At 72.7% G+C, this 25,535-nt stretch carries 15 protein-coding genes, 1 tRNA gene and 2 pseudogenes; 6 read left to right on the top strand and 12 right to left on the bottom strand.

Translation table 11 applies throughout. The annotated features are described in order from the left end of the window. Nucleotides 1-21: 21 nt before the first annotated feature. Both N5I75_RS14935 and N5I75_RS14940 read right to left on the bottom strand, forming a co-directional pair. Nucleotides 22-1,380 carry a GntT/GntP/DsdX family permease gene (locus N5I75_RS14935; RefSeq protein WP_476677700.1) on the bottom strand — a complete coding sequence of 453 codons (1,359 nt, stop codon included), beginning with the start codon at nt 1,378-1,380 and terminating at the stop codon, nt 22-24. After that, a complete protein-coding gene (locus tag N5I75_RS14940; RefSeq protein ID WP_476677701.1) occupies nt 1,377-2,768 on the bottom strand; it encodes a homoserine dehydrogenase in 1,392 nt (463 codons plus the stop codon). Before N5I75_RS14940 ends, N5I75_RS14935 begins: the two co-directional genes overlap by 4 nt. A 179-nt stretch (nt 2,769-2,947) precedes the next feature. Between N5I75_RS14940 and otnK the strand changes: the two genes are divergently transcribed. Both otnK and N5I75_RS14950 read left to right on the top strand, forming a co-directional pair. Beyond that, on the top strand, nt 2,948-4,234 hold the full coding sequence (otnK, locus tag N5I75_RS14945) for a 3-oxo-tetronate kinase (RefSeq protein ID WP_476677703.1): 1,287 nt from the start codon (nt 2,948-2,950) through the stop codon (nt 4,232-4,234). 5 nt (nt 4,235-4,239) lie between these two features. Next, nucleotides 4,240-4,872 carry a class II aldolase/adducin family protein gene (locus N5I75_RS14950; protein WP_476677917.1) on the top strand — a complete coding sequence of 211 codons (633 nt, stop codon included), beginning with the start codon at nt 4,240-4,242 and terminating at the stop codon, nt 4,870-4,872. Here the strand turns inward: N5I75_RS14950 and N5I75_RS14955 are convergent. Beyond that, the gene (locus tag N5I75_RS14955; protein WP_476677705.1) at nt 4,814-5,320 is read right to left on the bottom strand and encodes an ATP-binding protein; all 507 of its coding nucleotides are present in this window, start codon (nt 5,318-5,320) and stop codon (nt 4,814-4,816) included. The genes N5I75_RS14950 and N5I75_RS14955 overlap by 59 nt on opposite strands. 165 nt (nt 5,321-5,485) lie before the next feature. Between N5I75_RS14955 and N5I75_RS14960 the strand changes: the two genes are divergently transcribed. Together N5I75_RS14960 and N5I75_RS14965 are read left to right on the top strand one after the other, a co-directional pair. Further along, entirely contained in the window at nt 5,486-6,331 is an 846-nt protein-coding gene (locus tag N5I75_RS14960) for a helix-turn-helix domain-containing protein (RefSeq protein WP_476677707.1), read from the top strand. Beyond that, entirely contained in the window at nt 6,328-6,534 is a 207-nt protein-coding gene (locus N5I75_RS14965) for a DUF397 domain-containing protein (RefSeq protein WP_476677709.1), read from the top strand. The genes N5I75_RS14960 and N5I75_RS14965 overlap by 4 nt, the downstream gene beginning before the upstream one ends. 20 nt (nt 6,535-6,554) lie before the next feature. Here the strand turns inward: N5I75_RS14965 and N5I75_RS14970 are convergent, their stop codons facing one another. Further along, nucleotides 6,555-13,316, bottom strand: coding sequence for a glycoside hydrolase domain-containing protein (locus N5I75_RS14970; RefSeq protein WP_476677710.1), 6,762 nt, complete (start codon nt 13,314-13,316; stop codon nt 6,555-6,557). A 525-nt stretch (nt 13,317-13,841) separates the two neighbouring features. Between N5I75_RS14970 and N5I75_RS14975 the strand changes: the two genes are divergently transcribed. After that, complete coding sequence (locus N5I75_RS14975; RefSeq protein ID WP_476677712.1) at nt 13,842-14,486, top strand: mycothiol-dependent nitroreductase Rv2466c family protein; 645 nt, start codon at nt 13,842-13,844, stop codon at nt 14,484-14,486. A gap of 213 nt (nt 14,487-14,699) precedes the next feature. Continuing rightward, nucleotides 14,700-16,721, top strand: coding sequence for a GxGYxYP domain-containing protein (locus N5I75_RS14980; protein ID WP_476677714.1), 2,022 nt, complete (start codon nt 14,700-14,702; stop codon nt 16,719-16,721). A 27-nt stretch (nt 16,722-16,748) separates the two neighbouring features. Here the strand turns inward: N5I75_RS14980 and N5I75_RS14985 are convergent. From N5I75_RS14985 to N5I75_RS15020, 8 genes and pseudogenes are all read right to left on the bottom strand, one after another. After that, nucleotides 16,749-16,823 (bottom strand) — tRNA-Trp (locus tag N5I75_RS14985). A gap of 12 nt (nt 16,824-16,835) precedes the next feature. Further along, complete coding sequence (gene mycP / locus N5I75_RS14990) at nt 16,836-18,179, bottom strand: type VII secretion-associated serine protease mycosin (RefSeq protein ID WP_476677716.1); 1,344 nt, start codon at nt 18,177-18,179, stop codon at nt 16,836-16,838. A 2-nt stretch (nt 18,180-18,181) separates the two neighbouring features. After that, entirely contained in the window at nt 18,182-19,852 is a 1,671-nt protein-coding gene (locus tag N5I75_RS14995) for a hypothetical protein (protein ID WP_476677718.1), read from the bottom strand. Between the two features lie 58 nt (nt 19,853-19,910). Then, the gene (locus N5I75_RS15000) at nt 19,911-20,378 is read right to left on the bottom strand and encodes a DUF2563 family protein (protein ID WP_476677720.1); all 468 of its coding nucleotides are present in this window, start codon (nt 20,376-20,378) and stop codon (nt 19,911-19,913) included. A gap of 190 nt (nt 20,379-20,568) precedes the next feature. Continuing rightward, nucleotides 20,569-21,854: pseudogene (locus tag N5I75_RS15005) on the bottom strand (GNAT family N-acetyltransferase). Between the two features lie 142 nt (nt 21,855-21,996). Beyond that, on the bottom strand, nt 21,997-23,061 hold the full coding sequence (locus N5I75_RS15010) for a peptidase C39 family protein (RefSeq protein WP_476677918.1): 1,065 nt from the start codon (nt 23,059-23,061) through the stop codon (nt 21,997-21,999). 14 nt (nt 23,062-23,075) lie between these two features. Further along, the gene (locus N5I75_RS15015) at nt 23,076-25,181 is read right to left on the bottom strand and encodes an iron ABC transporter permease (RefSeq protein WP_476677722.1); all 2,106 of its coding nucleotides are present in this window, start codon (nt 25,179-25,181) and stop codon (nt 23,076-23,078) included. 83 nt (nt 25,182-25,264) lie between these two features. Beyond that, nucleotides 25,265-25,535, bottom strand: a pseudogene (locus N5I75_RS15020) (Fe3+-hydroxamate ABC transporter); the annotation flags it as partial.

Genomic DNA, 25,535 nt, shown 5'->3' on the forward strand with positions numbered 1-25,535 from the left:
GCCCCGCGTCCCCGGCCGGGCTCAGCCGCCCACGAACGTGCTGAGCAGCAGGACTCCGCCGAGGCTGAGCAGTGACTGCAGGGACAGCATCAGCGTCCAGGTGCGGAACGTCTGGGAGACGGACAGCTGGAAGTACTCCTTGAACAGCCAGAACCCGGAGTCGTTCACGTGCGAGAGCATCACGGCGCCGGACGCGGTGGCGAGCACCATCAGCTCGGGCGAGACACCCGGGTAGGCGGTGAGCAGCGGGGCGACGATGCCGGTGGCCGCGGCGGTGGCGACGGTGGCGGAGCCGAGGCAGATCCGCAGGAGCGCGGCGACGACCCAGGCCAGGAGCAGCGGCGGCACCGACCAGTCGACCGCGTAATCGCTGATGATCTTGTCTATGCCGGTCGCGGTCAGCATGGCCTTGAGGCCGCCGCCCGCGCCGAGGATCAGCACGATCGCGCCGACGGGGCCGAGCCCCTTGCCCGCCATCTTCTGGAGCTGGCCGAGGCCGAACCCGGAGCGGACACCCAGCGCGAAGAAGGCGAAGACGACCGCCGCGAGCAGGGACAGGACCGAGGAGTCGCATGCCTCGAAGAAGTAGTACGGCAGCGTGCCCTTGGCGGTGTTGGACGTGCCGAGCGTGCCGATGAGCATGAGGACGGGCGGCAGCAGCACGGTGATGAGCGCGAGCGCGAAGGACACCGGGCGGCGCTGGTTGTCCGGCGCCGGGTCGGCCTGCGGCACGGGTCCGCGGTCCAGGTCGGGCGCGGGGCCGAACCACCGCGAGGCGACCTTGGTGAGCAGCGGCCCGGTGACGATGGCCAGCGGGATGCCGATGAGCAGCCCGTACAGGATCGTCAGGCCGGTGTTGGCGTCGTAGGCGGAGACGGCGAGCGTCGGCGAGGGGTGCGGGGGCAGCAGGCCGTGCGAGACGTACAGGCCCGCGGCCATCGGCAGGCCGACGTAGAGCAGGTGGGTGCCGGTGCGCTTGGCGACGGCGTACACCAGCGGCACGAGCATGACGAAGCTGACGTCGAACAGGTGCGGCATGCCGATGAGGAGCGCCGCCGCGGTGATCGCGGTCGGGATCCAGACGACGGGCCGGGAGCCGATGAACACGGTCGCGATGCGGTCCGCGCCGCCCGAGCCGAGCAGGATGCCGCCCAGGAGCGTGCCGAGGCCGATGGTCGGGCCGCTGCTGGAGAGGGCGTCCCCGAAGCCGTCCTGGAAGTGCTCCACGGTGGCGCCCGGCGCGATGCCGGCGGCGAGTCCGAGGCCGAGCGCGGAGAGCGTCAGGGCGAGGAACGGGTGGAGCTTGAACTTGGTGATCAGTACGACGAGGACGACGACGGCCCCCGCGCCGAGGAGCAGATGCTGGACGTCGGTGCTCACTTGGTCACCACCGGACGGGCCGCGCGGCCGGCCGCCCACGCCTGGGCGAGGTCGGCGTCGGCGTCGGCGAGGTCGCCGAGCCGGATGAGCTCCCCGGCCGCCACCGGGCGGGCCAGGGTCGTATGCGCGGCGAGGTAGAGCGGCGCGATGTCGCCCGGCGCGTCCTCGTCGCGCAGCAGGACGGCTTGCACACCGGTCACGTCGTGGTGGTGGCCGCCCATGTCGAGGACGGTCCCGGCGGGCAGGTCGTGGCGGGCCCGCCCGGCGAGGACCGCGTGGCCGCGCGGGTCGGTGCCGCCGGAGGGGCGGTTCTGCCGTACGGCGGAGAGCAGCGAGACCGGCGTCTCGACGCCCATCAGGTGGTACGGGAGGTAGATCGCGGCGTACTTCCCGTCGCGGCTGACGACGTGGCCCTTGCCGCGCAGCGTCTCCCAGGTCTCCGGGTCACCGGTGCGGACGACGACGAAGACGCCGCCCGCGAACGACGCCTCGCCGGGCAGGCGCAGCGCGCTGAACACGTCGACGGCGCCGGGCCTGTGCAGGACACCGCCGTCCTCGCGCGGCCGGTAGATGTCGGCCAGCTCGGCGATGCGGGCCACCGGGTAGTGGAGGCGCTCGGTGTCGGGCTTGAAGCCGGTGTTGGTGGCGACGACGGCCATCTCGCAGTAGTCGGCGGTCGCGCCGACGGGCAGCGCGGAGACGGTACGCGCGCGTGCCGCGAGGGTTTCGGCGACGTCGTCCCCGAGGTCGAGCAGCTCGCTCAGCCCCGGCGCCTCGACGGTGGTGTCGAGCTGGGTGACGGTCCCGTTCTCCGGGTCGAGCACGAGGTCGTACTCGCTGGACTTGCCGATCGCGACGATGTCGAGGCCGAGCAGTTCGGCCCAGGTCACCAGGCCGATGAGGTTGGCGGGCTGGTCGCCGTCGGCGGTCGTGTAGACGAGCCCGGACCGCTCCGCGAGCTCGGCGAGGTGCAGCCCGGCGACGGAGTCGACCTCCTTGCTGACCATGGCCACGTGGCGCCCGGCGAGGAGCGCCTCCTTCGCCATGGCGTAACCGTGCACGGGGCTGCCGGTCGCCTCGACGAGGATGTCCCAGTCCGCGGCGGTGAGCAGCGCGCCGTCGGCCACGAGCACGAGGTGCCCGTCGCGTACGGCGCGCTCGACCTCGGCGGCGTCCGCGCACTCTCTCACCTGGGCGTCCTCGTAGCCGAGCTCACCGAGCATCGCGCGCAGCCCCGGCAGGTCCCGGTCGCACAGCACGGCCGGGCGGAGCGCCGGGATGCGGAGCGTCTGGGCGAGAAGAGTCCGGGCGAAGCCGCCGCCGGCGCCGGACAGTGCGTAGCGCACCGGCCCGGCGTCGGCGCTGGCGAACAGATGGTGCAGGTTCATGGGCTCTCCTCGTTGAGCGCGAAGGCTGGAGTGCGGTGATGGAAGCGTGTGACTGGCTGGAAACACTCCGCCGATTAACAACATGTATCAGGCGTTCTCATTGGAGTAAAGCTTGTTAACATAACTTCACACGCCGCCCGTGCTGGACGACGACCGTCAAACGACTCAAGGGAGGTCCGATGCCGCTGCTCGGAGCCATCGCCGACGACTTCACCGGTGCCACCGATCTCGCCACGGCGCTCGTCGCGCGCGGCTTCCGCACGGTGGTGGCCGTCGGCGCGGAGGGCCTGACGGGCGACGGGCCCGCCGCGCGGGAGGTGGGCGAGGCCGACGCCGTGGTCGTCGCGCTGAAGTCCCGCACCGCGCCGGTCGAGGAGGCCGTCGAGACGTCCCTGGCCGCGCTGCGCGCCCTGGCCGACGTCGACTGCCGGAGCTTCTACTTCAAGTACTGCTCCACGTTCGACTCGACGCCCCGGGGCAACATCGGCCCGGTCACGGACGCCCTCCTGGACGCGCTCGGCGAGAACGCGACGGTCGTCGTCCCCTCATTTCCGGCCACCGGCCGCACGGTCTACAAGGCGCGCCTCTTCGTCCACGACGAACTGCTCGCCGAGTCCCCGATGCGCGACCACCCGCTGACGCCGATGCGCGACTCCCACCTCGTACGCCTCCTGGAACCGCAGACCCGGCGCCCGGTGCGGACGATCGGCCTGGACACGGTGCGCGCGGGTGTCGAGGCGTTGCGCGAGGCCCTGGCCGCACCGGAGCACACCGGCGCGCTCACCGTCGTGGACGCCACCGAGGACGAGGACCTGCGCACGATCTCCGCCGCGACCTCGTCGATGCGCCTGGTGACCGGTGCGGCCGGGCTCGCCCTCGGCCTGACCGGCCCGCACGAGGGCACCGCGCGGGCCGCGGCGGCCTCCCGCCCCGGCGACTTCGGCGCGGTCCTGGCGGGCAGCGCGTCGGCGGCGACCCGCGCCCAGGTCGCCCACGGCCGCGCACACCTGCCGCACCGCAAGCTGGACCTGGCGGCGCTCCGGGCGGACCCGGCGGCGACGGTCGCGGGCCTGGTGGACTTCGCCCGCGCCCGCTGGCGCGAGGACCCCACGCGCCCGCCCCTCCTCTACGCGGTCGGCTCCCTGGACGACCTGGAGCACGACACGCCCGAGGGCGCACTCCCCGCGGCCGAGCTGATCGAACAGGCGCTCGCCTCATGCGCCGTGGAGCTGGTACGGGCAGGAGCGCGCCGCCTGCTGGTCGCGGGCGGGGAGACCTCCGGCGCCGTGACCACCGCGCTCGGCGCCCGCACGCTGGGCATCGGCGCGCAGATCGCCCCCGGCGTCGCCTGGGCCCGCGCGCACCTCACCGTCGACGGCGCCACCGAGGCCGTCGACCTGGCCCTCAAGTCCGGCAACTTCGGCGGCACGACCATCTTCACCACGGCCTGGGACGCACTCGCATGAGCACCATGACCCCCCACGACCTCGCGGCGGCCGGCGCGCACCTGGCTTCCCTGGGCCTGAGCCCCGGCTCCTCCGGGAACCTCAGCATCCGCGAGGACGACCGCATCCTGATCACCCCGACGGGCGCGGACCTGGCGGCGATAGACGCCGACGCCCTCACCGTCCTCGCCCTCGACGGCACCCACCTGGACGGCCCCCGCCCGTCCAAGGAGTTCCCCCTGCACACCGCGTTCTACCGGCGCGACCCGGCGACCCGCGCGGTGATCCACCTCCACTCCCGCCACGCCGCCGCCCAGTCCTGCCGCCCCGCCTGGTCCCCCCACAGCGCGCTCCCCCCACTCACCCCGTACTTCGTGATGCGCGTGGGCCAGACCCCACTCCTCCCCTACGCCCCGCCCGGCGACGCGCAACAGGCGGCGGACCTGGAGGAGTTGCCGTTCCCCTTCCGCGCCGCGCTCCTCCAGAACCACGGCCCGGTGACCGCGGGCCCGTCCCTGGAGGCGGCCATCGCGGCGGCGGTCGAACTGGAGGAGACATCAGCCCTCCTCCTCACCCTCGGCGAACTGCCCGCGCGAGTCCTCACGCAGGAGGAGGCGCGGGCGATGGCGGAGAAGTACGGGATGCCGTGGTCCGGCTAGACGGGCGGAGCGGCATCTCGGCCCAGACGGTCTTGGCATACGCGTCATGAACGGTGCAGCCCCAGCGGTCCGCGTACGCCGCGACAAGGATCAGCCCGCGGCCTGACGTGGCGTCGGCGGACGAGGGCGGGGACGCCGTCCGGGGCGGTGTCGCATCAGGGCGGGTGTCGGCCACCTCTACGCGGAACGCGTGGGGCAGCAGACGCAGCGTCAGACGGAAATTCCGCCCCGGAATGCTCCCATGGGTGACGGCGTTGGACGCCAGCTCGGCCGTGACGACGGCCACCGCATGCGCGGTCTCGGAGCCGTGCGGCACGTCGCACCAGTCGTTCAGTTGCTGCACGGCGAGCGTACGGGCCAGCCGGGCGCCGCGTCGGGTACTGCTGAGCAGCAGCCTGAACTCGGCGGCCGGGGCGGCGAGGGCGGAGGTGGTGGCCTGTCGTTTCACGGCACCAGAGTGAGCGGCCGCGCTCGACGCCGACCAGGTACGACGCCCGTACCGGTGGCTCCCGTACGGCCGTGACACATGCGCTTGTACGGGTGCGGCCCCGTGTCCGCTGCCGAGCGCCCTGCGTTGAACCATGCCCCGTCACAACGGAAGGGCGTGAGGGCGATGCGGGACACGCAGAAGGGCCGCGCGGTGAAGGCGCGGGAGGAGAGTGACCTGCCGGGCGCGTGGGCGGCGTACGGTGCGCTGCTGCGGCACCTGCGCAAGCGTGCCGGACTGCGGCAGCAGGAACTCGGGGAGATCATCGGTTACTCGCTCGAACAGGTCGCCTCGGTCGAACAGGGGCGTCGCCCGGCGAAGGCCGTGTTCACGACGGCGGCGGATCGAGCCCTGGAGGCGCGGGGTTCGCTCGAAGCCCTCCAGGACGAGGTGGACCGGGGAAAACTACCGCGCTTCTTCCGCAACTTCGCATCGATCGAGGCGGAGGTGGTGAGCCGCTTCTCGTACGACCCGCTGCTGGTGCCGGGATTGTTGCAGACGGAGGAGTATGCGCGGGCCGTTTTCGCCGGGCACTGTCCGCCGTTGAGCGACGAGGTCATCGACCAGCGCACAGACGCGCGCCTGGCCCGGCAGAGGCTGATGATCCGGGTGCCGCCTGCGCAGTTGTCCTTCATCATCAGCGAGGAGGCGCTGTGCGATCCGGTGGGTGACGCCGGGACCATGCGCGGCCAGTGCCGGCACTTGCTGGAGGTGGGTGCTTCGCGCAACGTGGAGGTGCAGATCATGCCCGCCCGACGGGGATTCCACCCCGGCAAGAACGGCCCGTTCGTCGTGGTGGAGTCCGAGGAGCACCAACAGCTCGGGTACTTCGAATCCCAAGGCGTCGGATGCGTCGTCGGAGATGCCGCAGAGGTCAGCGCCTTCGCATTGCGCTATGGCAAGCTGCGATCGCAGGCGCTGAACGTCGAGGAATCTGCGCGCCTCATCGAGCGGATGGTGGGAGAGACGTGAGCGTGGAGCAGGTAACCGAGAACGCGAACAGGCTGCGGTGGCGGAAGAGCAGCTACAGCGGGTCGGACGGCGGCGACTGCGTCGAGGTCGCCGCCGAACCCGACGCCGTCTACGTACGGGACTCCAAAGCCGCAGGCGACGGCCCCGTACTACGAGTCAGCCGAAACCAGTGGGCCGCGTTCATGGCGCTGCCGCGCCCCTGAGGGCGCGGCAGCGCACATGATCACCGGGTGCGGTGGAAGGCGACCGTGTAGGTCCGGGTGGTCGCGCCGTTCGCCGAGGTGATCGTGATGGTGCGTGCCGTCGGGTGCGTGCCCTTCGACGACACGACGTCACTCCCCTCCCGCACCTTCACCCGCGCCCCGGGCGCCGCCGCCACCGCGCCGACCGCCGGAATCCGACCGTTCCTCGGCCAGTCCACGACGTACGTGGAGACGGCCGGGTCGAAGCCGTCGAGCGCGGTGCCGGACACCGTGAGGGCGGAGGCGTCGGCGACGCTCGCCTTGGTCGCGTCGGAGACGTTGGTGACCGTGACCGTTCCGTCGGCGGCGACGCGGACGTCCGCCGCCATGGCCGCCGCCAGATTGATGCGCTGCCAGCTCGCCTCGCCGTCGGCGGTGAGGTCGAGCGGGTAGCCGGAGTCGGTCGCGGTCTGCTCCAGGATCTGGGTGCGCTGGTCGGCGGTCAGGTCCGGGAACGCCGTGAGCAGCAGGGCCGCCGCGTCGGACGGGGCCTTGAGCGTCTGTCCCGCCTTGCCGACCCGGGAAAAGCCGTAGGTGAGGCGCTGCGTGTACGTGTCGAGGTGCTGGGCCGTGCTCCGGCCCGCGTACGGGTCGCCCGCGCAGGCGGTGAGCGTGGTGCCGTAGCCCTGCTTCTCGCACCGGGCGAGCAGCACGTTCTCCATCTCGGTGTGGGCCTGCGTCAGGAGCTTCGCGAAGTCCGGGTCCGCCCAGCGGTGCGCCACCGTGGCCTGGGCGCCGATGCGGCCGCCCATCACGTCGAGCGGGTAGTGGAAGCCGAGGACCAGCCGGTTGTTCCCGTACTCCGAGGTCCGCGCGAGGATCGACGGGGCCAGTTCGGGCACCAGCGTGGCGAGGATGGTGCCCGCCTCGTAACCGCTGTAGGTGTGGCCGCTCGGGTACGAGCCGCTGGTGGCGAGTCCGGCGTACGAACCGTCCTGCGACTCGCGGATCCGGCCGCCGTCCCCGACGAACCCGAGCCGCACGTACGGGCGCAGGTAGTCGTAGTGCTCCTTGGCGGCGTCGTGGGTGTCGAGGTTCTTGGTGACGCGGGAGAACAGGGCGCTGGTCTTGGGCAGGTCGCCGCCCTTGAGGGCGTCGAGGTAGAGCCCGCCGAGGCGGGCACCCAGGCCGTCGGCCATGGTCTGCGTCGCACTGTTGGTGGCGTCCGTCTCGGCGCGGTCGACCTCCTTCTGCGTCGCCGCGTTGTTGACGGCGACGACGATCTTGTCGTTCTCGGCGGTCAGCGAAGCCTCTCCGGACAGCTTGGCGTCGGCGCCGAGCGTCGTGGGCTTCAGGTCGCCGAAACCGCTGAGCAGGTCGGTGAAGTAGTCGCTCCCGTCGTCGGTCTCGGGCCAGGCGTCCGAGGCGTACTTCGCGTTCAGTACGTCGTCGGGGAACGGGGACGGTTCGTACGCCGCCGGGTCGGCGGCGGACGCGGACGCGGTCATCGTCACGGCCGTGTCCGAGGACGTACCGGCCAGGGTCACCGCCTCCACCGTCGCCGCGTGCGCCTTCGCCGCGCTCCGGCCGCCGATCGTGAGCAGCGCCGTGCGTGTGCCGCCGGGCACGTGCGCCGTCGTGCCGTTGTCGAGGGTCACCGTGTAGCCGAGGACCGGGAAGCCGCCGTCACCGGCCGGCCGCCAGTCCACCCGGACCCGCTTGCCGTCGGTGACGACACCCGTCACGTGCGGCGTCTGCGGACGGCCGGCGCCGACGACCACGGGCTGCGTGGCGGCGCTCGCGGCCGAGGCGCCACGGGCGTTCACCGCGCGGACGCGCGCCGTGTACGGGGTGCGGGACTTCAGCTTGGTGAAGGTCACGCTCCTGCTGTCGGGGTCGCGGACGGTCAGCTGGTGGCCGCCGCTCAGAGTGATCTCGTAGCCGGTGACCGGTGAGCCGCCGTCGTCCCGCGGGGCGGACCACGCGACCTTCACGGCCGTCGTCCCGGAGGCGGTCGCCGCGACCGCGTCGGGCGCAGTAGGTACTGTCGTGCGCTTCAGCTTGAGCGCGGCAACGGCGCCGTCGAGGGACTCGTACCGAGTGGTGAGGGTCCTGTCGGTCGCCGTGTCGTCCGCGACGGCGGCCTCCGCCTTGGTGAGCGCGTCGGTGAACTTCGCCCAGGACGCGTCCGTGTAGCGGCCCTTGTCGAGCGCCGACGCGGTGGTGACCAGGTTCTCCAGGCGCAGCCTCGGCAGCGGGACGAGCTGCTTGGCGGCCAGGGTGAGGCTCCGGGTCCGCGTGTCCGCTTCGAGCTGGGTCGCGTCGTCGGCGTCCAGCAGGGCGCGCGCGGCGGCCAGTTCGCGCTGGAACACCGCGAAGTCGACGGCGCCGTAGCGGTCCGCGTCGTCGGCAAGACCCTCGTAGGTCTCGACGGCCTTGCGCAGCGCGGTCAGGTCCGTCTCCGCCGGGGCCTCGACGTGGCTGAACGTGATCCGGCCCAGGTTCGCGACGTACGGGTGCGAGGCGTCGGCCTTCGTCGTCAGCCGCAGGTGGACGGAGTGCTTGCCGGTGATCGCTTTCGGCAGGGTCAGGCTCGTCGTGCCGCCCGTCGACCAGGAGGAGCCGGTGACGGGGAGCGGGACGGTCGCGTACGGGGTGCCGGGCGCGTCCTTGTCGAAGCCGTCCAGGTGGATCTCGACGGCCGAACCGGCGCCGGAGCGCGCCGAGTTGTTGACGTACGTGAGCGTGACGGTGTTCTTCGCGCGGCTGCCGAAGTCGATGTCGCCGTAGTCGAGCCAGGCCCCGTCATACGTACCACCCAGCGAGGTGGTGGACCCGGCCCCGCTCCAGGTGGCCGTCTCGCTCTTGAGGCCGCCGCCGCTGTGCGCCTTCCACGCCGTGGCGTCGAAGCCGACCGGGGTGTCGGCGCTCCGCGTCAAAGTCAGCGAGTAGACGTTCGCGACGTACGGCTGGGCGTCGGTCTGCGTGCTGGAGACGAAGGCCGCGTACACGTCCTGGGCGCCGGAGAAGACGGCCGGGTCGAGCGTGACGCTCGTACTGGCCACGGTCCCCCAGCCCGAGCCGGTGTAGTCGAGCGGGACGTCGGCGGCGGCCGGGCCGTCCTTCGTGCCGAGGCGCAGTTCGATGTGCGAGTCCGACGCCGCGCGGGAGCGGGGCTTGTCGTAGCTGATGGTCACGGTGTCCGCGCCGTCGGCGAGAGCGGTGCTCTTCCACTCGGCCCACGCGCCGTTCGTCACGTTCTCGAAGATGCCGCCGGACAGTTTCAGCGGCGACGAGCCGCCGCCCGTCGCCGTGGTGCCGGGCGCGGTCAGCGTGGCGAGCGTGGTGGTCCCGCCGGACGACGGGGCGTCGTAGGGCGAGAACTGGAACCAGTCGAAGTTCGACACCCACTGCTGCCCCGAGGGCGCGTGGAACACCATCGTCGCGCTGCCCGCGTCGAGCAGCGCCTGCGCATCCCTGAGGGGTGCCTGGACGGTCGTGTAGGTCGACCAGGCTCCGGTGCCGGGGAGCTTGACATTGGCGACGACGGGCCCGTCCTTGTCACCGGCATGGATGTCCACGCTGCTCGGTGCGGCGGTCGTGGCCTGGGAGTTGGCGTAGCGGACGGAGACGCCGCGCGGGGTGACGCCGCCGAAGTCGAGGCCGGTGAACTGCTCCCAGGAGCCCTCGGTGACGCCGCCGAGGTCGCCGTCCGAGTAGTACGCCTCCTTGACCAGGCTCGGCCCCTCCATCCGGGCGGGGTCCTCGGCCTGGAGGAGCGCGTAGCCGCCCTCGTCGAGGGTGAGCGCGTCGGCGGCGGACCGCAGCGCGTCGTGCGCGGCCATCAGCGTGCCGGTGGCGGAGGCGGGGTCGGCGAGGACGGTCCGGGCACGTTCCAGCGCGGTGCGGAACAGGCCGTACGAGCCGTCGGAGTAGCTGCCGGGACGCACCAGCAGGGCGTCGTCGACGAGCGACTTGAGTGCCGCGCGCCGCACCGCCGCCGCCGAGATGACGAGCGGGTCGGTCACGGAGACGCCGGTGCCGCTCACGGAGGAGGCCGGGACCTTGTGGGCGAACGCCGCGTCGCGGAAGGTCAACCCGAACCGTACGTCGGTCTTCGTCGAGCCCTCGAGCGTGAGCGTCGCCTTGCGCGAGCCGGCGACACTGAGGTCCGCCGTCACCCCGTCCGGCAGTCCGGTGACGCTCGCGGCCCCGCTGCGGGTGAGGCTGCTGCCCTTGCGCGCGGCGAACGTCGCCTTGCCGGTCAACGTCAGTTCAACACGGCCGTCGACCTTGCCGTTCGCGGCGGTGGCGACGGTGTCCGGGCGGGCGGAGAGTACGGTCTCGCCCTTGCCGGGGTTCCCGCTTCCGGGCGCGCCCGTATCCGTGTTCAGCGAGTACGCGGGCTCGGTGTCCTTGCCCCAGGCGGACGGCTCGGGCCCCATGGTGAAGTCCAGGGTGCCGCCGCTGATGATCTGCGCGTAGTCGAGCCAGGTGTTGCCGAAGCGCTTGCCGTTGTACGTAGCACGCTGGACGTAGTAGTTGTCCGCAGAGACGCCGTCCGCCCGCACCGAGAACTTCTTGCCGTTGGCGTAGGTGATCGTCGTGGAGTCGAAGAACGGGCTGCCGATCTGGAACTCGCTCGAACCGGCCGTCACCGGGAACAGGCCGAGGGCCGCCGCGACGAACATGGTCGACATGGTGCCCGCGTCGTTGTCCATGGTCGGCAGGAAGCCGTCCGGGGCGAGCTTGTAGACCTTGGTCTTGACCGGGGGCCGGAATTCGCCGCCGGAACTGGGGGCTTCGCCCGTGGAGCCGGTCGCGATGTACCGGTTCCAGGTCTCGCCGGTGTAGATCGAGCGGACCCATTTCTGCGTCAGGCTCGGCTCACCGACGTAGTTGAAGAGGTAGGGCGCCTGGAGGTCGATCTCGTTGGCGTTGGAGTGCAGCATGGTCGAGCCGTCATCGGCGTCGGAGTCCTCGCCGAACATGTGCAGGACCGCGGCCCTGCCCGCCTTGTCGCCGCCCATGGCCTCGATCAGGCCGCCCATGTCGTACGCGTCGTACCAGTGGTACTGCCACAGGGTGCCCTGGTAGAGCTTGGCCTCCTCGAACTTCTCGTGGTCGGCGCTCTGCCAGTTGCCGTCGCCGTCGCGCGGAGTGAGCAGCCCGACCTTCGTGCCGTCCTTCGCGGTCCACGCGCCGGACTTCACGAGGTGGTCGGTCGCCATGGTCGCCTGCTCGCGCAGCTCCTCGGCGTCCTCGTCCTTGCCGAGTGCGTCGGCGATGATCGACAACGCCCACTGGTCGTATCCGCGCTGCACGGTCGTGCCCGGGTCGCCCGCGATGTAGCCCTGCCGGAGCTGCTCGCCCGTGTAGTACCCGGCGTAGGACTTCAGCGCGGGGTAGGCCTCGTCGAGCCGGTCGAAGCCGTCGTAGCCCTTCGAGAGCGCGTCCGCGACGACGACGGGCAGCCGCTCCCAGCGCACGGTCGGCACCGAGTGCGTGATGCTGCCGAGGCTCTTGCCCGCGGTACGGGTGTCGGCGAAGAGGATGATCGCCGACTGCACCATGTCGCGGTACGTGGCGGGGTCGATGTACGCCTCGACGGAGAACTTGCGGAAGTCGTCCCAGGAGGACCAGCCGTCGTAATACGTATAACCGTTGGCCTTGTGCACCGCCCCGTCGGCGCCGCGGTAGGTCCCGCTGGTGCTGGTGGCGTTCACCGGCAGCGCGTACATGCGGTACAGGTGCGTGTAGAAGAGCTTGGTGAGCGACGCGTCCGGGTCGGCCTTCTTGGACGCCTGCACGGCGACGGCGCCGAGGGTGCGGTTCCAGTCGGCCTCGGTACGCGCGCGTGCCTGGTCGAAGGAGAGGCCGCCGACCTCGACGGCCTGGTCGGTCGCGGCCTGCTCGGCGCTGATCGGCGACAAGGTGACGCGCAGCTCGACGGCGGTCGTGCCGCCGCCGTCCGCCGGGTCGAAGGCGAGGACGGCGCCGGTGTCGGTGCCGTCCTGCGCGGTCGCCCCGCTCAACTGCCCCTTGTTCCCCCAGGTGCGCAGGGACTTCACGGGGACGTTCGTGGTGGCGTGGTAGTACATCCGGTACGCGGCGCCGTTGAACGACCCGGCGATGATCCCGCTGATCGCCGTCGTGCCGTCCGCCTGCTTCTTCGCGTCCAGGGTGGCGCGGGTGCGGCTGGTGAAGTTGTTGGCCAGGTCGAGGACGAGCTTCGGCTCGGACCCGGCGGGGAAGCGGTAGCGCTCCAGCGCCGTCCGGGTCGTCGCCGTCATCTCGGCGTCGATGGTCCCGGCGGGCGAGTCGAGGCCCACCTGGTAGTGGCCGGGCGCGGCCGTCTCGTCGTCGTGGCTGTACGCGTGCGCGTAGCTGCTGGTCGCGGGGCGGCTCTCGTACGTCTCCGAGGTGGGCACGACGAGCAGGTCGCCGCCGCCGCCCGAACCGCCGACCCCGTCGAGGTTGGTGGCCGTGAACCCGGCGATGTGGTCCTCGTTGTGGTCGTAGCCGCTGTGGTTGCGGTCCGGCGTCGTCATCGGGTTGACCTTGGCGAGCCCGTGCGGGGCCTGGGCGCCCGGCAGGTCGTTGCCGTCGTCGCCGGCGGTCGACACGAAGGGATCGACGAGCCGGGTGTAGTCCGTGCCGCCGGCCGGACCGGAGGCCGTCCCCGAGGACGTCACCGCGACGGGCGCCGCCGCGGCCGGGGCGCCGCTGGCCGTCAGCACGGCGAGGCCGAGCGCACCGGCGAGCAGGGCTGCGAGGGCGGCGCGCGGCCTGGTGCGTTGCATGCGTCTTGCGGGTCCTGAGGGCCCCGAGGGTCGTGCGGGTCTTATGGGCACGGACTTCTCCAGCGTCGCGGTACACGCGCATCGTCGGCCACGCCATTGGACAACGTTGTCAGGTGGCGGCCTGTGGGTGCGCAATCGGGATCATCACATACGGAGAATTCGTACAACGGGCGAACAGGATCCGTACAGAGGGTGCGCACGAAAAGGATCAGGCGCTCGCGGGCAGGCCGAGCCGATGGTGGTGGCGGGGCCGAGGCCAAGGCCGAGGCCGGGGCCAAGGTCGATGGGCTGGAAGGCATGGGTCGTCGGCGACCGCGTAGCCGTTCCCTCCCCCGGCCCCCGGCCCCGCCTCGCCCTGGCCCCACCAGCTCAACTCCCCTCACACGCGGCCGGATCGCCCCCACGACCCCCCGGATGCACGGCGTTCCGAACAGGCCGCACAGGCGCTCCGCACGCGAATTGGCCCAGCCGCCCCAGAGTCGATTGGCCCCACGTCACGGGCCAATAGCCACCTACGCTGCACCCATGACCGAGACACCAACCGCACCCACGACCCCCTCCGGACCCACGACCCGGGTCGACTTCTTCTTCGACCCCGCCTGCCCGTTCGCCTGGATCACCTCGCGCTGGCTCCTTGAGGTGGAGCCGCTGCGCGACCTGGACGTGCGGTTCCACGTCATGAGCCTCTACCTGCACAACGAGGGCAATGAACTGCCCGCCTGGTACCGCGACCTCGTCGACCGCTCCCTCGGTCTCGTCCGCGTCGCCGTGGCCGCCGCGCGGCACAGCTCACCCGGCGTACTGCGCGACCTCTACACCGCTCTCGGCACCCGTATCCACACCCGCGGCGAGAAGGACTTCGACGCCGTCACCGCCGACGCCCTCGCCCAACTCGGCCTGCCCGCCGCCCTCGCGGACGCGGCCCGCACGTCCGAGCACGACGACGCCCTGCGCCGCAGCCACGACGCGGGCAAGGACCCCGCCTCGGACGGCTACGTCGGCACGCCCACTCTGCACATCGACGGCACGGCCTTCTTCGGCCCGGTGCTCAACAGCATTCCCCGCGGCGAGGAAGCGGCCCGCCTCTTCGACGCCGTACGCACGCTCGCGAAGCACCCGGACTTCTTCGAGCTCAAGCGGGAACGGACCGGAAGCCTGCGCTTCGACTGAGGACTCAGCGGAGGACTCGGCTGAGGACTAAGCGGAGGACTCGGCTGAGGACTCGGCTGAGGACTAAGCGGAGGACTCGGCTGAGGACTCGGCTGAGGACTGTCTTGATCGCACCATGGACAACTGCCGTGTCCCGTCGTTACGTTCGGCGACGGCTGACAACGATGTCGACATCCGAGCGCGGAAACCCGCGCGGGGGAACGGAGATCATCGATGGTGACTCGGCGAGGTCTGCTGCGCACGGGCGGCGCGGTGCTCGCGGCGGGCGGACTCGGACTGTCCCTGCCCCCGCACCAGGCGATCGGCACACCCCGGACGGCCGCCGGCCGCCTGCTCCCCTCCTTCGGCCGCCCCACGAAACTGGACGTGTCCGACGTCAGCGCGCTCGACGGCCACGACCAGTTGCTGCTCACGACCCTCCAGGGCGTCGTCAACCGCCGCGCGCCCCGCCTCTACTTCAGCTACGACGCCGGTGACGCCGACCTGCGCTGGCTGACCGGCACCGGCGCGGCGGTCACCCACCACGACCACGCGCTCGACCTCCTCGACCGGTACCGCGGCGAGGTGCGCGGCGCCGTGCTGACCGACCCGGACGTGCCCGACTCGGTCAACGTCGCGACGACCCTGGCGGGCCTCTCGGACGCCGTGGCGGCCACCGCGGAACAGGCGCGCACGCACGGCCTGCGCACGGTCGCCGACCTGCGCGGCCGCTTCGACCCCGACGACGTATCGGCCACCTACCGCTGGCAGTTGGGACACCTTTTCCCGCGGTGCGCCCGCACGCTGGTGGCCGGGCTCCCGCCGACCCGTACCGTCCGCGTCCCGGGGGTGCGGTGGCGCGAGGTCGCGCGGGAGACGACGCGGGTGCGCGACAGCTCCAACCGCCGGGTACGCGCCCTCGACCTGAGCCCGGAACTGACCGGCGCCGACCCGGTGGACGCCGTCTACCTGCGGTTCCAGGACTCCTTCGGCGACGACGGCTGGGGCGCGTCCGTGGGCGCCGTGGTCGTGACGGCCGACGACGGGGCGGAGGTCGCCCGTTTCACGCCGGGCACCGAGGCCGAGGCCCCGTACCTCTTCGACGGTCTGAACTCCTCGATCGGCGGCGACTCCAACCGTTTTGGAGACGGCAGCGGCGGCTACTTCGTCTACCGCTTCCCCGTCCCCGCCGGCACCGGGCGGCTGGTCGCCGAGGTCGATCTGTGGAACCAGTACCTCGTCACCGCCACCACCACGGCGCCGACCCGCACCGAGCCGTTCCCCAACTTCCGTGACTACGTGGTCGCGAGCAAGGCCATGGTCGTGTGGCTGCCGCCTGCGGGCGAGACGGGCGAGCTGCTCGACGACACGCTGAGCCGCTACGCCCCGACCACCCCGTACACCGGCTGGTTCCCGAACGACGTGGCCGGGGAATGGGGCGGCGTCGACCGCGCCTCGCGCCACGGCATCGAGGTCGTCGCCACGGACTTCTACATGAACGCGACGGTCCACGCGGGAGCGCCCGCGAAGATCGACTCGCGGGTCCGTACGCGGCCGAGGACGCGACTCCGCAATCGCGTCTACGTCACCTTCACCGTCGGCGAGGGCGACAACGCGCAGTACTGCCAGCGCCGGATGCGGGACATCTGGGACGACCCGGCGCGCGGCACCGTCCCCGTCAACTGGACCGTCAGCCCCCTCCTCGCCGACCTCGGCCCCGCGCTCCTCGCCCACTACCAGCGCACCGCCACCGCGAACGACCTCCTCATCTGCGGCCCGTCCGGCGCCGGTTACACGTATCCGGCGTCCTGGCCCGAGGAGCACCTGGCGGCCTACACCGAACTCACCGGCCGCTACCTGCGCCGTACGGGCATGGACCTCGTGTACGCCTACAACCCGCGCAACGCGGCGGGCGACCACTGGGTCCCCCTCGACGAACGCGTCGTCACCTCCTACGCCCGCCACACTCCCCTGCGCGGCATCATCCAGTCCTGGGAGACCGGTGACCTCCGGACCGGGGCCGCCGGGATCCCGGTGATCGGCAACTTCTACCCGCAGGGCAAGGGCGCGGAGTTCCGCGACGCGCTGCTGCGCCACATCGAGGGCCGGGACGCGTCCGCCCCGTCCTTCGTAGCGGCGGCCATCAACGCGTGGAGCTGGACGCCGAGCGACATCGCGGAGGTCGCCGCCCTGCTGGAGGAGCCGTTCGAGGTGGTGCGCGGTGACGTGTTCTTCGATCTGCTGAAGAAGGCGTGACGCGGGGCGGCCTCGGCGGCCCCGGCGGTCGGGTGGCCGGATTCGAACCGGCGTCCTCGCGGTTGTGGAGACCGCGCGCGTCGACCTCTGCGCTACACCCGACCGCGGGCAAGCCTAACGTCCGGGCCCGCCCGTCCGATCGGTGCCCTGATCGCCCTGGTAAGGCCAAGCCTGCTGTTGCTGTCGCTGCTGCTGCTGAGCGGGGTACGGGGGCTGCGCCCAGTTCTGCTGCGGCACCGGCGCCGCCCGGCGCCTACGCCCGCGTACGGCGAGCGCCCCGCCGGCCGCGCCGAGCAGCACGAGCCCGCCGACGCCCGCCGCGATCCACGGCAGCGCGCCCGACGAGCCGTCGCCGGACGACGCGGCCGGGGCCGTCGCCGCCCCGTCCGACTGCCCGGCACTCGCGCCGCCGCCCTGCGCCGCCGTGCCCCCGGCCTTGTAGTCCGGCAGGGGGTACTCGTCGGCCGGTCCCGGGTCGCCGGGGTCGGTGAGCGCGATCCGGGGACGCAGGGCGCCGTACCCGATCTCGTCACTGCGCTCCTTGCCACTGACCGGGCCGCTCGCCGTGTTCAGCATGACCCGCAACACCTGGTTGTTCGTCCAGTCCGGGTGCTTGGACCAGATCAGGGCGGCCGAGGCGGAGGCCAGGGCGGTGGCGTCGCTGGTGCCGTGGGTCTCGCACAGCCCGGTCTTCCCCGTGCAGGCGGCGATCATCTCCGCACCGGGGGCAACCAGGTCCACCTGCGGCCCGGACTGGGACTCCTGCGTCTTCTTCAGGTCCTTGCCGATGGCGCCCACACCCACGGCCCCCGGACTGGCCGCCGGGTACTGGAGAGGGTTGGTGCCCGCGCCGAGATTGCCGACGCCCGCGAAGACCAGCTTGTTCTTCGACAGCGCGTAGGCGATGGCCTTGTCCAGCTCCGCCGAGGTCCAGGTGCTGGCTTGGGAGATGTTGATGACCCGGGCGTCCGAGTCGGCCGCGTAACGGATCGCCTTGGACATGTACGTCGGATAGCTGTCCGGGTTGCCGTCCTCGCGGGCGTTCTCGATGAAGTCCGGAATCCGGATGGGAAGGATCTTCGCTCCGGGGGCCAAGCCGTACGAGCCTGTGGTGCTCCCGCGTGCGCCGGTACCGGCGATCAGCACGCTCATGCCGGTGCCGTGCCCGTCGTAGTCCGCGTGCGCGTCACCGGAGTGCTTCGAGTAGTCCTTGCCCGGCAGGACCTGGCCGCGCAGATCGGCTAGGTCCGCGTCGACGCCGGTGTCGATGACGGCGACTGTCACGCCCTTGCCGGTGCTGGTCTTCCACATCTGCTCGGCGTGCATGGCGGTCAGGTACCACTGACGAGCCCGGACGGAGTCGGCACTCGCGGGCGTCACCGCGACGCCCACCAGCACGACACCGGCCAGGACCGACGCCAGCCGCAGCCTGCGGACCTGCTTGGTACGGAAACCCATGATCATCCTTCGCTGTCACGCCGGGCCGTCGGGGGCGGGCCCGGCCGGCGCGGCTCTCCGGACGCCGCGTCCTCGCGCGACGACGCGTCCTCGCGGGTCCGCTCCTCCGCGGCGCTCCGACGGCCATCCTTGCGTGCCGCCCGCTGAGGCACACCGGCAGGGCCGATCACCCCGCCGCGCGTGCCGTTTCCCGACGGCTGCGCCGACGAGTACGACGTCGCGCGGCGCGCGTTGGGGCTCTGCTGCGGCCTGCCGCCGACGACGCCGTCCGAACCCGCCGACAGATGTCCACCGGGCCGGCCGGTCCCCCGGCCCGTCGCGCCCGGCGTGCTGCCCGCTGTCGCTCCCGTACGTGCTGCCCCCTCCGCCGTGCCCGAACGCGCTCCGGGCCTTCGCTCCTCGGGGGACCCTCCGACGACCGTCCCCCGGGGAGGCGAGGCCGCGCCGCGCCCTGTCTGCTGCGGGACCGGACGACCGCCTTCGATGCCGTTCGACGCGCGCCCCGGGCTCGCGCCGCCCGGGCCGCGTACCTGGGAGGCTGTGCCGCCCTGGACGCCCGGGATGCCCGGCCGTCCCGTGGCGGGGACACCTCGTTCGGCCGTAACCCCCCGGGCCGCGGCGGGCGGGCCCTGCCTACCGGTTCCCTCCGTGACGCCGAGCGCTCCGCGCACGCCGAACGCCGACGGGGCGCGGTTGCTCACGGGCCCGCGAGGCGACGGCGTGGACCGGCCCGCCCCTCCCGACAGGGGCGGTGCTCCCGGCGGCGGCACACTGAGCCCCGACGTCCCGCTCGGCACTGCGGGCGAGGGCGTCGGCGCCGTGGTGGGAGCGGTCGTCGGCGGAAGCGTCACGGCTCTGTCCAGGGCGACGCCCGGTCCGCCGATCGGCATGCTCGGGGCCTGCCTCGCCGACGGTGCGGCGCTCGTGTGATGCCCGCCTTCTGCCAGGGAGGCGCTGCGGGCCGCCTCCCCCAGGCCTGCGGCGCCGACCGCGGCGACACCGACCCCGACGACCGCGGCGGATGTCCCCGTGTCCTCGGACGGCATGGACCTGTCCTCGGAACTGTCGATCCGTTTGGGCACGAACTGTTCGGGGAGCTTGGGGAACTCCGGTGCCTCCAGCGCGCCGATCTGTTCCGTCGAAGCCGCGTACGACTGCGCGAGCTTCGTCATCAACATAGCCGCTTCGGCGCGATCGTTGTCGTACCGCGTCCTGGCCGTCTCGACCGAGGCCGTCGACGGGCCACCGCCGTGGTTGCCGACGTCCTTCGCCGCCGCGTCGTGCGCGTCCAGGATCGAGCGCGCCGAGGCGCTGGACTTCTTCAGCGCCTCCAGCTGCGGCCTGACCTCGTGCAGCGTGTCCGCCGCGTGGCCCAGCCATTTTCCGGCGCTCTCGCTGAAGTCACCCAGGCTCAGCGTCGCCCGCGCCGCCTGGTCGACCCACTTGTGGAACGCGTCGGCGCCCTCGCCCTTCCACTCGACCGCCGTACTGTGCGTCTTGAGGTCGCCGCCGATCTCCTTGATCGTCTTGGCGGCGGCCGTCAGCAGGGCACCCAAATCCGTCGCGGTGGCACCGTCCGCGGGCTCGACCATCGTCCACAGCTCCTCCGGGCTGTGCACCGCGAACCGGTAGGACTTGGCCATGCCCCACACGTGGGAACCGAAGTCGCTCATACCCCGCGCCTCCCCTCGACAACGCCGACGCCGACGTCACCGCACGTACGGGGCGCCATCACAGACCACCCGCTTCGCCGTCCGCGGCCGTCGCCTTCGGGCCCGCGCCCGTGCCTCTGTGGTCGGAGCGGGGCGTCAGCGCGTCGGCCTGGGTCCGGATGCGGTTGAGGCGTGCGCGCACCTCGTCGTCGAGGTTGTCGTAACCGGTCTTGGACGCGTCGACCGTCGCGACGAGCCCCTCGATCTGCAGGGCCAGCATCTTGGAGAGGTTCTCCAGCTGGCCGTGGACCTTCGTGTACGCCGAGTGCAACCCGTCGGCCTCGTCGAACGCGCCCAGCCGGCCGCTCGGCAACGTCCCGCCCGCGATCGACTTCGGCGCGGCCCGGGAGTTCTCCAGGTCGCGCAGCAGCGCGTCGACCCGGCGCTTGAACGTCGAGAGCGTCTCGCCCTCGACGAGCATGGCCTTCGCCGCGCCGGTCCGGGCCGCGGCTGCCGCCCGCGCCGTACCCCCCGTGCCGTCGGACACGATCCGCCCCTCCCCGTACGACCCGTACGACCCGTACAACGTTCGTCAGCGATGCTTCCGCCCCGCGGACGCTTGTCGCGGGCGTCCCATCTTTAGCACGAGCAACCGACACGGGGCACTTGGAGCCTCCGTCCGGTGCGGGCGGCCCTGCGGGAGAGGTTGACGGAGCGCCGGGCCGCCCGTCGGCCCGTCAGAACCAGTGCAGGCAGTGCGGAGCCCGCTCCGTACGGAACAACGCGTCCGCGCGCGTGGCGGCCTCCGCGTGGTGAGCCAGGACGTGTCCCGCGCGCACCAGCGTGCTCGGCGTCACGCCGCCCAGGTAGAGCGAGCCCAAGTCGCTTACTTCCAGGGAGAGATCGGGCTCGGCGGACGTGGGGACGCAGGCCGCCTCGCCGTCGCGCGCGGTCAGCAGGTACCGGCCGTGTTCGGCCAGGAACGGGTCCTCGACGTCGAGGACGAGTTCGCCGTCCGTGGACCAGCCGCGGGCTTCCATGGCGCGCGGGATGTCGAGGAGGCGTACCCAGAGCCAGTCGTCGGGGCCGCCGGCCTCGCCCGCGCGCAGGTCGGCGAGTTGCCAGCGCAGCGGGTGGTCGGGCGGGACGTGCCGGAAGACGACCTGTGTCACCAGGTCGTGCCCGAGGGCGAACCGGGCGAGCGCCGTGAAGGCCGCGTCGTCGGTGGTGACGGTCTCGTCGACCGTGAGGGTGGTGGGGTCGCCGCCGAGGGAGTAGCTGGCGTAGCCGTCCGGCACTCCGTTCGCGTCTCTGTGCACGGCTACGTAGCGCGGCGTCCGTGCGACCGGCGGCTGACCCGCGCCCCGTTCCCACCAGCGGTGCGGACGGGACAGCGCGCCGGGCCGAGCGCGGCGGTAGCGGTCGTAGACCTCCTCAAGCAGCTCACCGCAGTCGGAGCGCCGCAGCACCTCGACCGACCCGGTGTCCGCCACCGCGTCCCCGCTGCCCCCGGTCCCCCCGGCGTCCTCCGCGTCCCCCACGCCCCTCGCGCCGTCCCGCGTCGTCGTACGGGCCGTGGAGCCGCCCACTCCGCTCGGTGGCGCGGCACCGTCACGGGGCCCGTGAAGGTCGCGGGGCCGTACCCGAACCTGCCGTAGATCCGCGCCTCGGACGCCAGCAGCACGGAGAGGAACTCGCCCCGGGCCCGGACGTCGGCGAGCTGACGCCGCATCAGCGCGCTGAGCACGCCGCGCCGCCGGTGCGAGGGCACGACGCCGACCGTCGTCACCCCGGCGACGGGGGTGAGCGCCCCGCCCGGCAGGGTGAGGTCGAAGGAGTACGCGGCCGCCGTGCCGACGGGCCGCCCGTCCGCCTCCACCGCCATCAGGCCGCGCTCCATCTCCAGCGCCGACCACCAGCGCCCGCCGTCCGCGACCGGGGTCTCCGGGAACTTCCCGAACGCCGTGTGGACCGTGTCGACGAAGACGTCCAGGTCGTCGTCGGTCGTGGGGCGTATATCCATTGTCGTTCCAGCTCCCTCTCCGCGAAGCCTCAAGTATCAACACCTCACACACATCCAGGTCTCAGGGCCCCATCGCCCAGCACCCCATCGCTTCAGGCCCCCAACGCCCAGCACCCCATCCCTTCAGGACCCCGTCGCAGCCTCAGGCCCCCATCGTCACAGCCCCACGGAAACCGTCCGGACCGATCGTCGCCATCGCTTCGAGCGCCGCGTCGGGGACCGGCAGCAGGTGCGCGTCGACCCAGGTGTCCCCCGTCGCCGCGTTCGCCCACGGGTCCTCGATGACGACCGCTCCGGGGGCGAGGCCGTGGCACAGCACCCAGTGCGGTACGTCGAAGCCCTGCATCTCCGCGAGGGAGAGGAGGAGCAGCACATGGCCCCGCCCGGCTTCGAGCGTCTCCCGGATCGCGGGCAGGGAGAGGCGGTCCGGGTCGACCGGGATTCCGGCGCGTTCCGCCTCCGTACGGGAAGCGCGCTGGAGGACGGCGCGCCACTCCTGGTCCGCCTCCGGGAGGTGGTCGAGCATGACCGGGCGGTCCGTGTCGAGGTGGACCGTGACGGGGGACGCGGGCCAGGCGCGGCGCAGGGCGACGCCGAGGCCGACGGGCTCGCACGCGTTGAAGTTGGTGGCGTCGCGCCACAGCGTCAGCTCGGCGTGCCGGTCGAGCGACTGCCGCGGCAGGCTCCCCGCGTGCGCCCGCGCGACCAGGGCGGTGACGGCGCCGCAGGTGAAGTGGGTGCTCTGGCCGTAGTACGGGGGCTCGGAGGGGGCCGGGGCGGCTGTGGCGTCGTGCAACCAGCGGACGTACCCGGCGGCCGGGCCCTTCGCCCCCTCCGACTGCGCAACCGGGGCGTCCAGAGGCGTGAAGCCGGCGGCAGCGGCGTCCTCGCGACGCGCCGTCCAGCCCTCCCACTTGAGCTGTGCCAGCCTGCGCCGACGGGCCTCGGCCTCCACCGCCCGCACGGCCGCCCGTACGTCGCCGACGGCATCGACGATCTTCAGATACGCCGTGCCCGGTCGCGACGTCACCAGCGCGGCGGCCGTCCAGTCCTCGCCCGTCCCGGCGGTCACGGCCACGAGGTGCGGGGCGTGCGCCGAGCGGTCGACAGAGCGCCAGCGGTCAAGGACCGCGTCGTCGGCGAGCCGCGCCAGTTGTCGCGGCAGGTCATCGGCCTCGTAGCGCACCACCATGTGTTCCGCGTCCATCCCTGCACCTTCGTTCACGTCCCGGACCTCCTCATCACCCACACGAAGTACGGCGCCCCCACCAGCGCGATCATCAGCCCCGCCGGGACCTGCGCGGGCGCCACGACCGTGCGGCCCAGCGCGTCCGCCACGCACACGAGGACTCCGCCGAGCAGCATCGCGACCGGGATCGAGCGGCCGTGGCGCGCGCCCACCAGGGAGCGGGCGAGGTGCGGCGCGACCAGGCCCACGAAGCCGACGACGCCGACGGCGATCACGCTGAACGCGGCGAGCACCGCCGCGATCGCCAGGGCGGCGAAGCGGGTGCGGCCCACGCGGACGCCGACGATGCGCGGCGTGTCCTCGTCCACGGCGAGCAGGTCGAGTTTCCCGCGCATGAGCAGCAGGACGGGCAGGGCGAGCGCCAGGGCGACGGCGACCGGTACGACGTCGGGGAACGTGCGCCCGTACGTCGTGCCGGAGAGCCACGTGAAGATGCGGGGCGTGTCGTACGGGTCGGCGCGCAGGAGCAGGAAGGTGGTGACGGAGCTGAGGCCGTAGCCCATGCCGATGCCGATGAGGACGAAGCGGTCGGGCAGGAAGCCGCCGCGCCAGGACAGCAGGGCGATCACCGCGAACGTGGCGAGGCCCGCCGCCACCGCGACGGCGACGAGCACGGGCTGTCCGCCGCCCAGGCCCGATGTCGCGACGGCCGCCGCGCCGAGCCCCGCGCCCGCCGTGATGCCGAGGACGCCCGGTTCGGCCAGCGGGTTGCGCACCGCGCCCTGCACGACGCATCCGGCGAGTCCGAGCGCCGCGCCCGCGAGGATCGCTGCGGTGACGCGCGGGACCCGGTCGTCGAGCGCCTGCCCGATCAGGTCGGGCGCCCCGCCCTGGGCCCACTGCACGACGTCCCCCGTGCGCAGCCACAGGCTTCCGGCGAGCGTGCCGGCCAGGGCGGCGATCGCGAGCAAAACCACCGCGCCGGACGTGACGAGGAGGAAGGCGCGGCGGGAGCGTACGGCGACCCGCGCGCGTGGGGGCTGTCGCAGGTGACCGGTGTCGCGCAGCCGCAGCGCGAGGACGACGATGACGACGGCGCCGAGCAGCGCGGTCGGGACGCCGGTCGGGATGGCGGCCGCTCCGTCGGCGCCCTGGACCGCGCGCAGGGTCGCGTCCGCGAGGAGGACGAGGAGCGCGCCGAGCAGTCCGGCGGCGGGGACCAGGCAGAGGTGGCGGCGGAGCGCGCCGACGCGTCCCGCGACGATGCGGGCAAGGACGGGCGCGCCGAGGCCGACGAAGCCGATCGGGCCCGCGAGAGTGACCGCTGTGCTGGTCAGGAGCACCGCGCAGAGGACGGCGAGCACGCGGGTCGAGCGGATCGGGACGCCGAGGGTGGCGGCGGTGTCGTCGCCGAGGTTCATCACGTCGAGGCGCCGGGACAGCGCCAGGGCCGCGCCGAGGAGCACGACGACGAGCGGGACGGCGCGCATCGACGCGTCGATGTTGAGCTGGGCGAGCGAGCCGCTGCCCCAGGCGTAGAGGCCGGTGGTGTTCTTGCTGAAGAGGATGAGGAGCATGCCGGTGGCCGCTTCCAGCGCCATCGCCGTCGCCGATCCGGCGAGGATGAGGCGGGTGCCCGCGGTCCCGGCGGCCCGTCCGGCGAGGAGCAGGACGAGCGCCGCGGCGGTGAGGCCGCCCGCGAAGGCGACGGCGCCCGACGCCCACAGCGGGACGGACAGGCCGAACGCGGCGACGAGGGTGAGCGTGAAGTAGGCGCCCGCCGTGACCGCGAGGGTGTCGGGCGAGGCGAGCGTGTTGTGCGTGACGGACTGCAGCAGCGTGCCCGCGCAGCCGAGGGCGAAGCCGACCGCGACGCCCGCGAACAGGCGCGGCAGGCGCGAGCCGGTGAGGATCTCGCCGACCGGCGCCCCGTCCGCGTCCTGGTGCCCGGCGAGGTGGCGCAGCAGGTCGCCGACGCCGACGCCCGACGTGCCCTGCGTCAGGTGCCACATGCCGACCAGGACGGTCGCGAGGACCAGGGCGCCGAGGACGGCCGCCCCGGCGAGGCCGCCACCGGCGCGCTCGGCGCGTGGCAGCGGCCCGCCGTCCGGAACCGCCGCTGTGCGTACGGTGCTCACTTCTTGTCGCTCACTTCTTGTCGCTCACTTCTTGTCGCTCATTTCGCCTCGCCCGATTCCTCTTCCGCCTGCTTCTGCTTCGGTTACTTCTTGTCGAGCACGTCGACGTACGCGTCGATCGCCTGCTCGGTGGAGCGCGGGCCGCCGGCGCCCCACACGCGCGCGGGGAACGCGTGGGCGCGGCCTTCCTGCACGGCCGGGAGCTTCTTCCAGATCGGGTTCTTGGCGAGCGCGGCGACGTACCCGCCCGCGCCCTCGTCGTTCGCGTAGAAGAGGTTGGCGTCTCCGACGGCGGTGAGGCCCTCGACGTCGGTCTGCGCGAGGCCGTAGGCGGGGTCGACGCCGCCGTCGCCG

This window comes from Streptomyces sp. R818, from assembly GCF_056172735.1.

Coding starts and splice junctions, on each gene's coding strand:
- N5I75_RS14940 (WP_476677701.1), bottom strand. CDS start 2,768: ATGAACCTGCACCATCTGTTCGCCAGCGCCGACGCCGGGCCGGTGCGC.
- otnK (WP_476677703.1), top strand. CDS start 2,948: ATGCCGCTGCTCGGAGCCATCGCCGACGACTTCACCGGTGCCACCGAT.
- N5I75_RS14950 (WP_476677917.1), top strand. CDS start 4,240: ATGACCCCCCACGACCTCGCGGCGGCCGGCGCGCACCTGGCTTCCCTG.
- N5I75_RS14960 (WP_476677707.1), top strand. CDS start 5,486: ATGCGGGACACGCAGAAGGGCCGCGCGGTGAAGGCGCGGGAGGAGAGT.
- N5I75_RS14970 (WP_476677710.1), bottom strand. CDS start 13,316: ATGCAACGCACCAGGCCGCGCGCCGCCCTCGCAGCCCTGCTCGCCGGT.
- N5I75_RS14975 (WP_476677712.1), top strand. CDS start 13,842: ATGACCGAGACACCAACCGCACCCACGACCCCCTCCGGACCCACGACC.
- N5I75_RS14980 (WP_476677714.1), top strand. CDS start 14,700: ATGGTGACTCGGCGAGGTCTGCTGCGCACGGGCGGCGCGGTGCTCGCG.
- mycP (WP_476677716.1), bottom strand. CDS start 18,179: ATGGGTTTCCGTACCAAGCAGGTCCGCAGGCTGCGGCTGGCGTCGGTC.
- N5I75_RS14995 (WP_476677718.1), bottom strand. CDS start 19,852: ATGAGCGACTTCGGTTCCCACGTGTGGGGCATGGCCAAGTCCTACCGG.
- N5I75_RS15010 (WP_476677918.1), bottom strand. CDS start 23,061: ATGGACGCGGAACACATGGTGGTGCGCTACGAGGCCGATGACCTGCCG.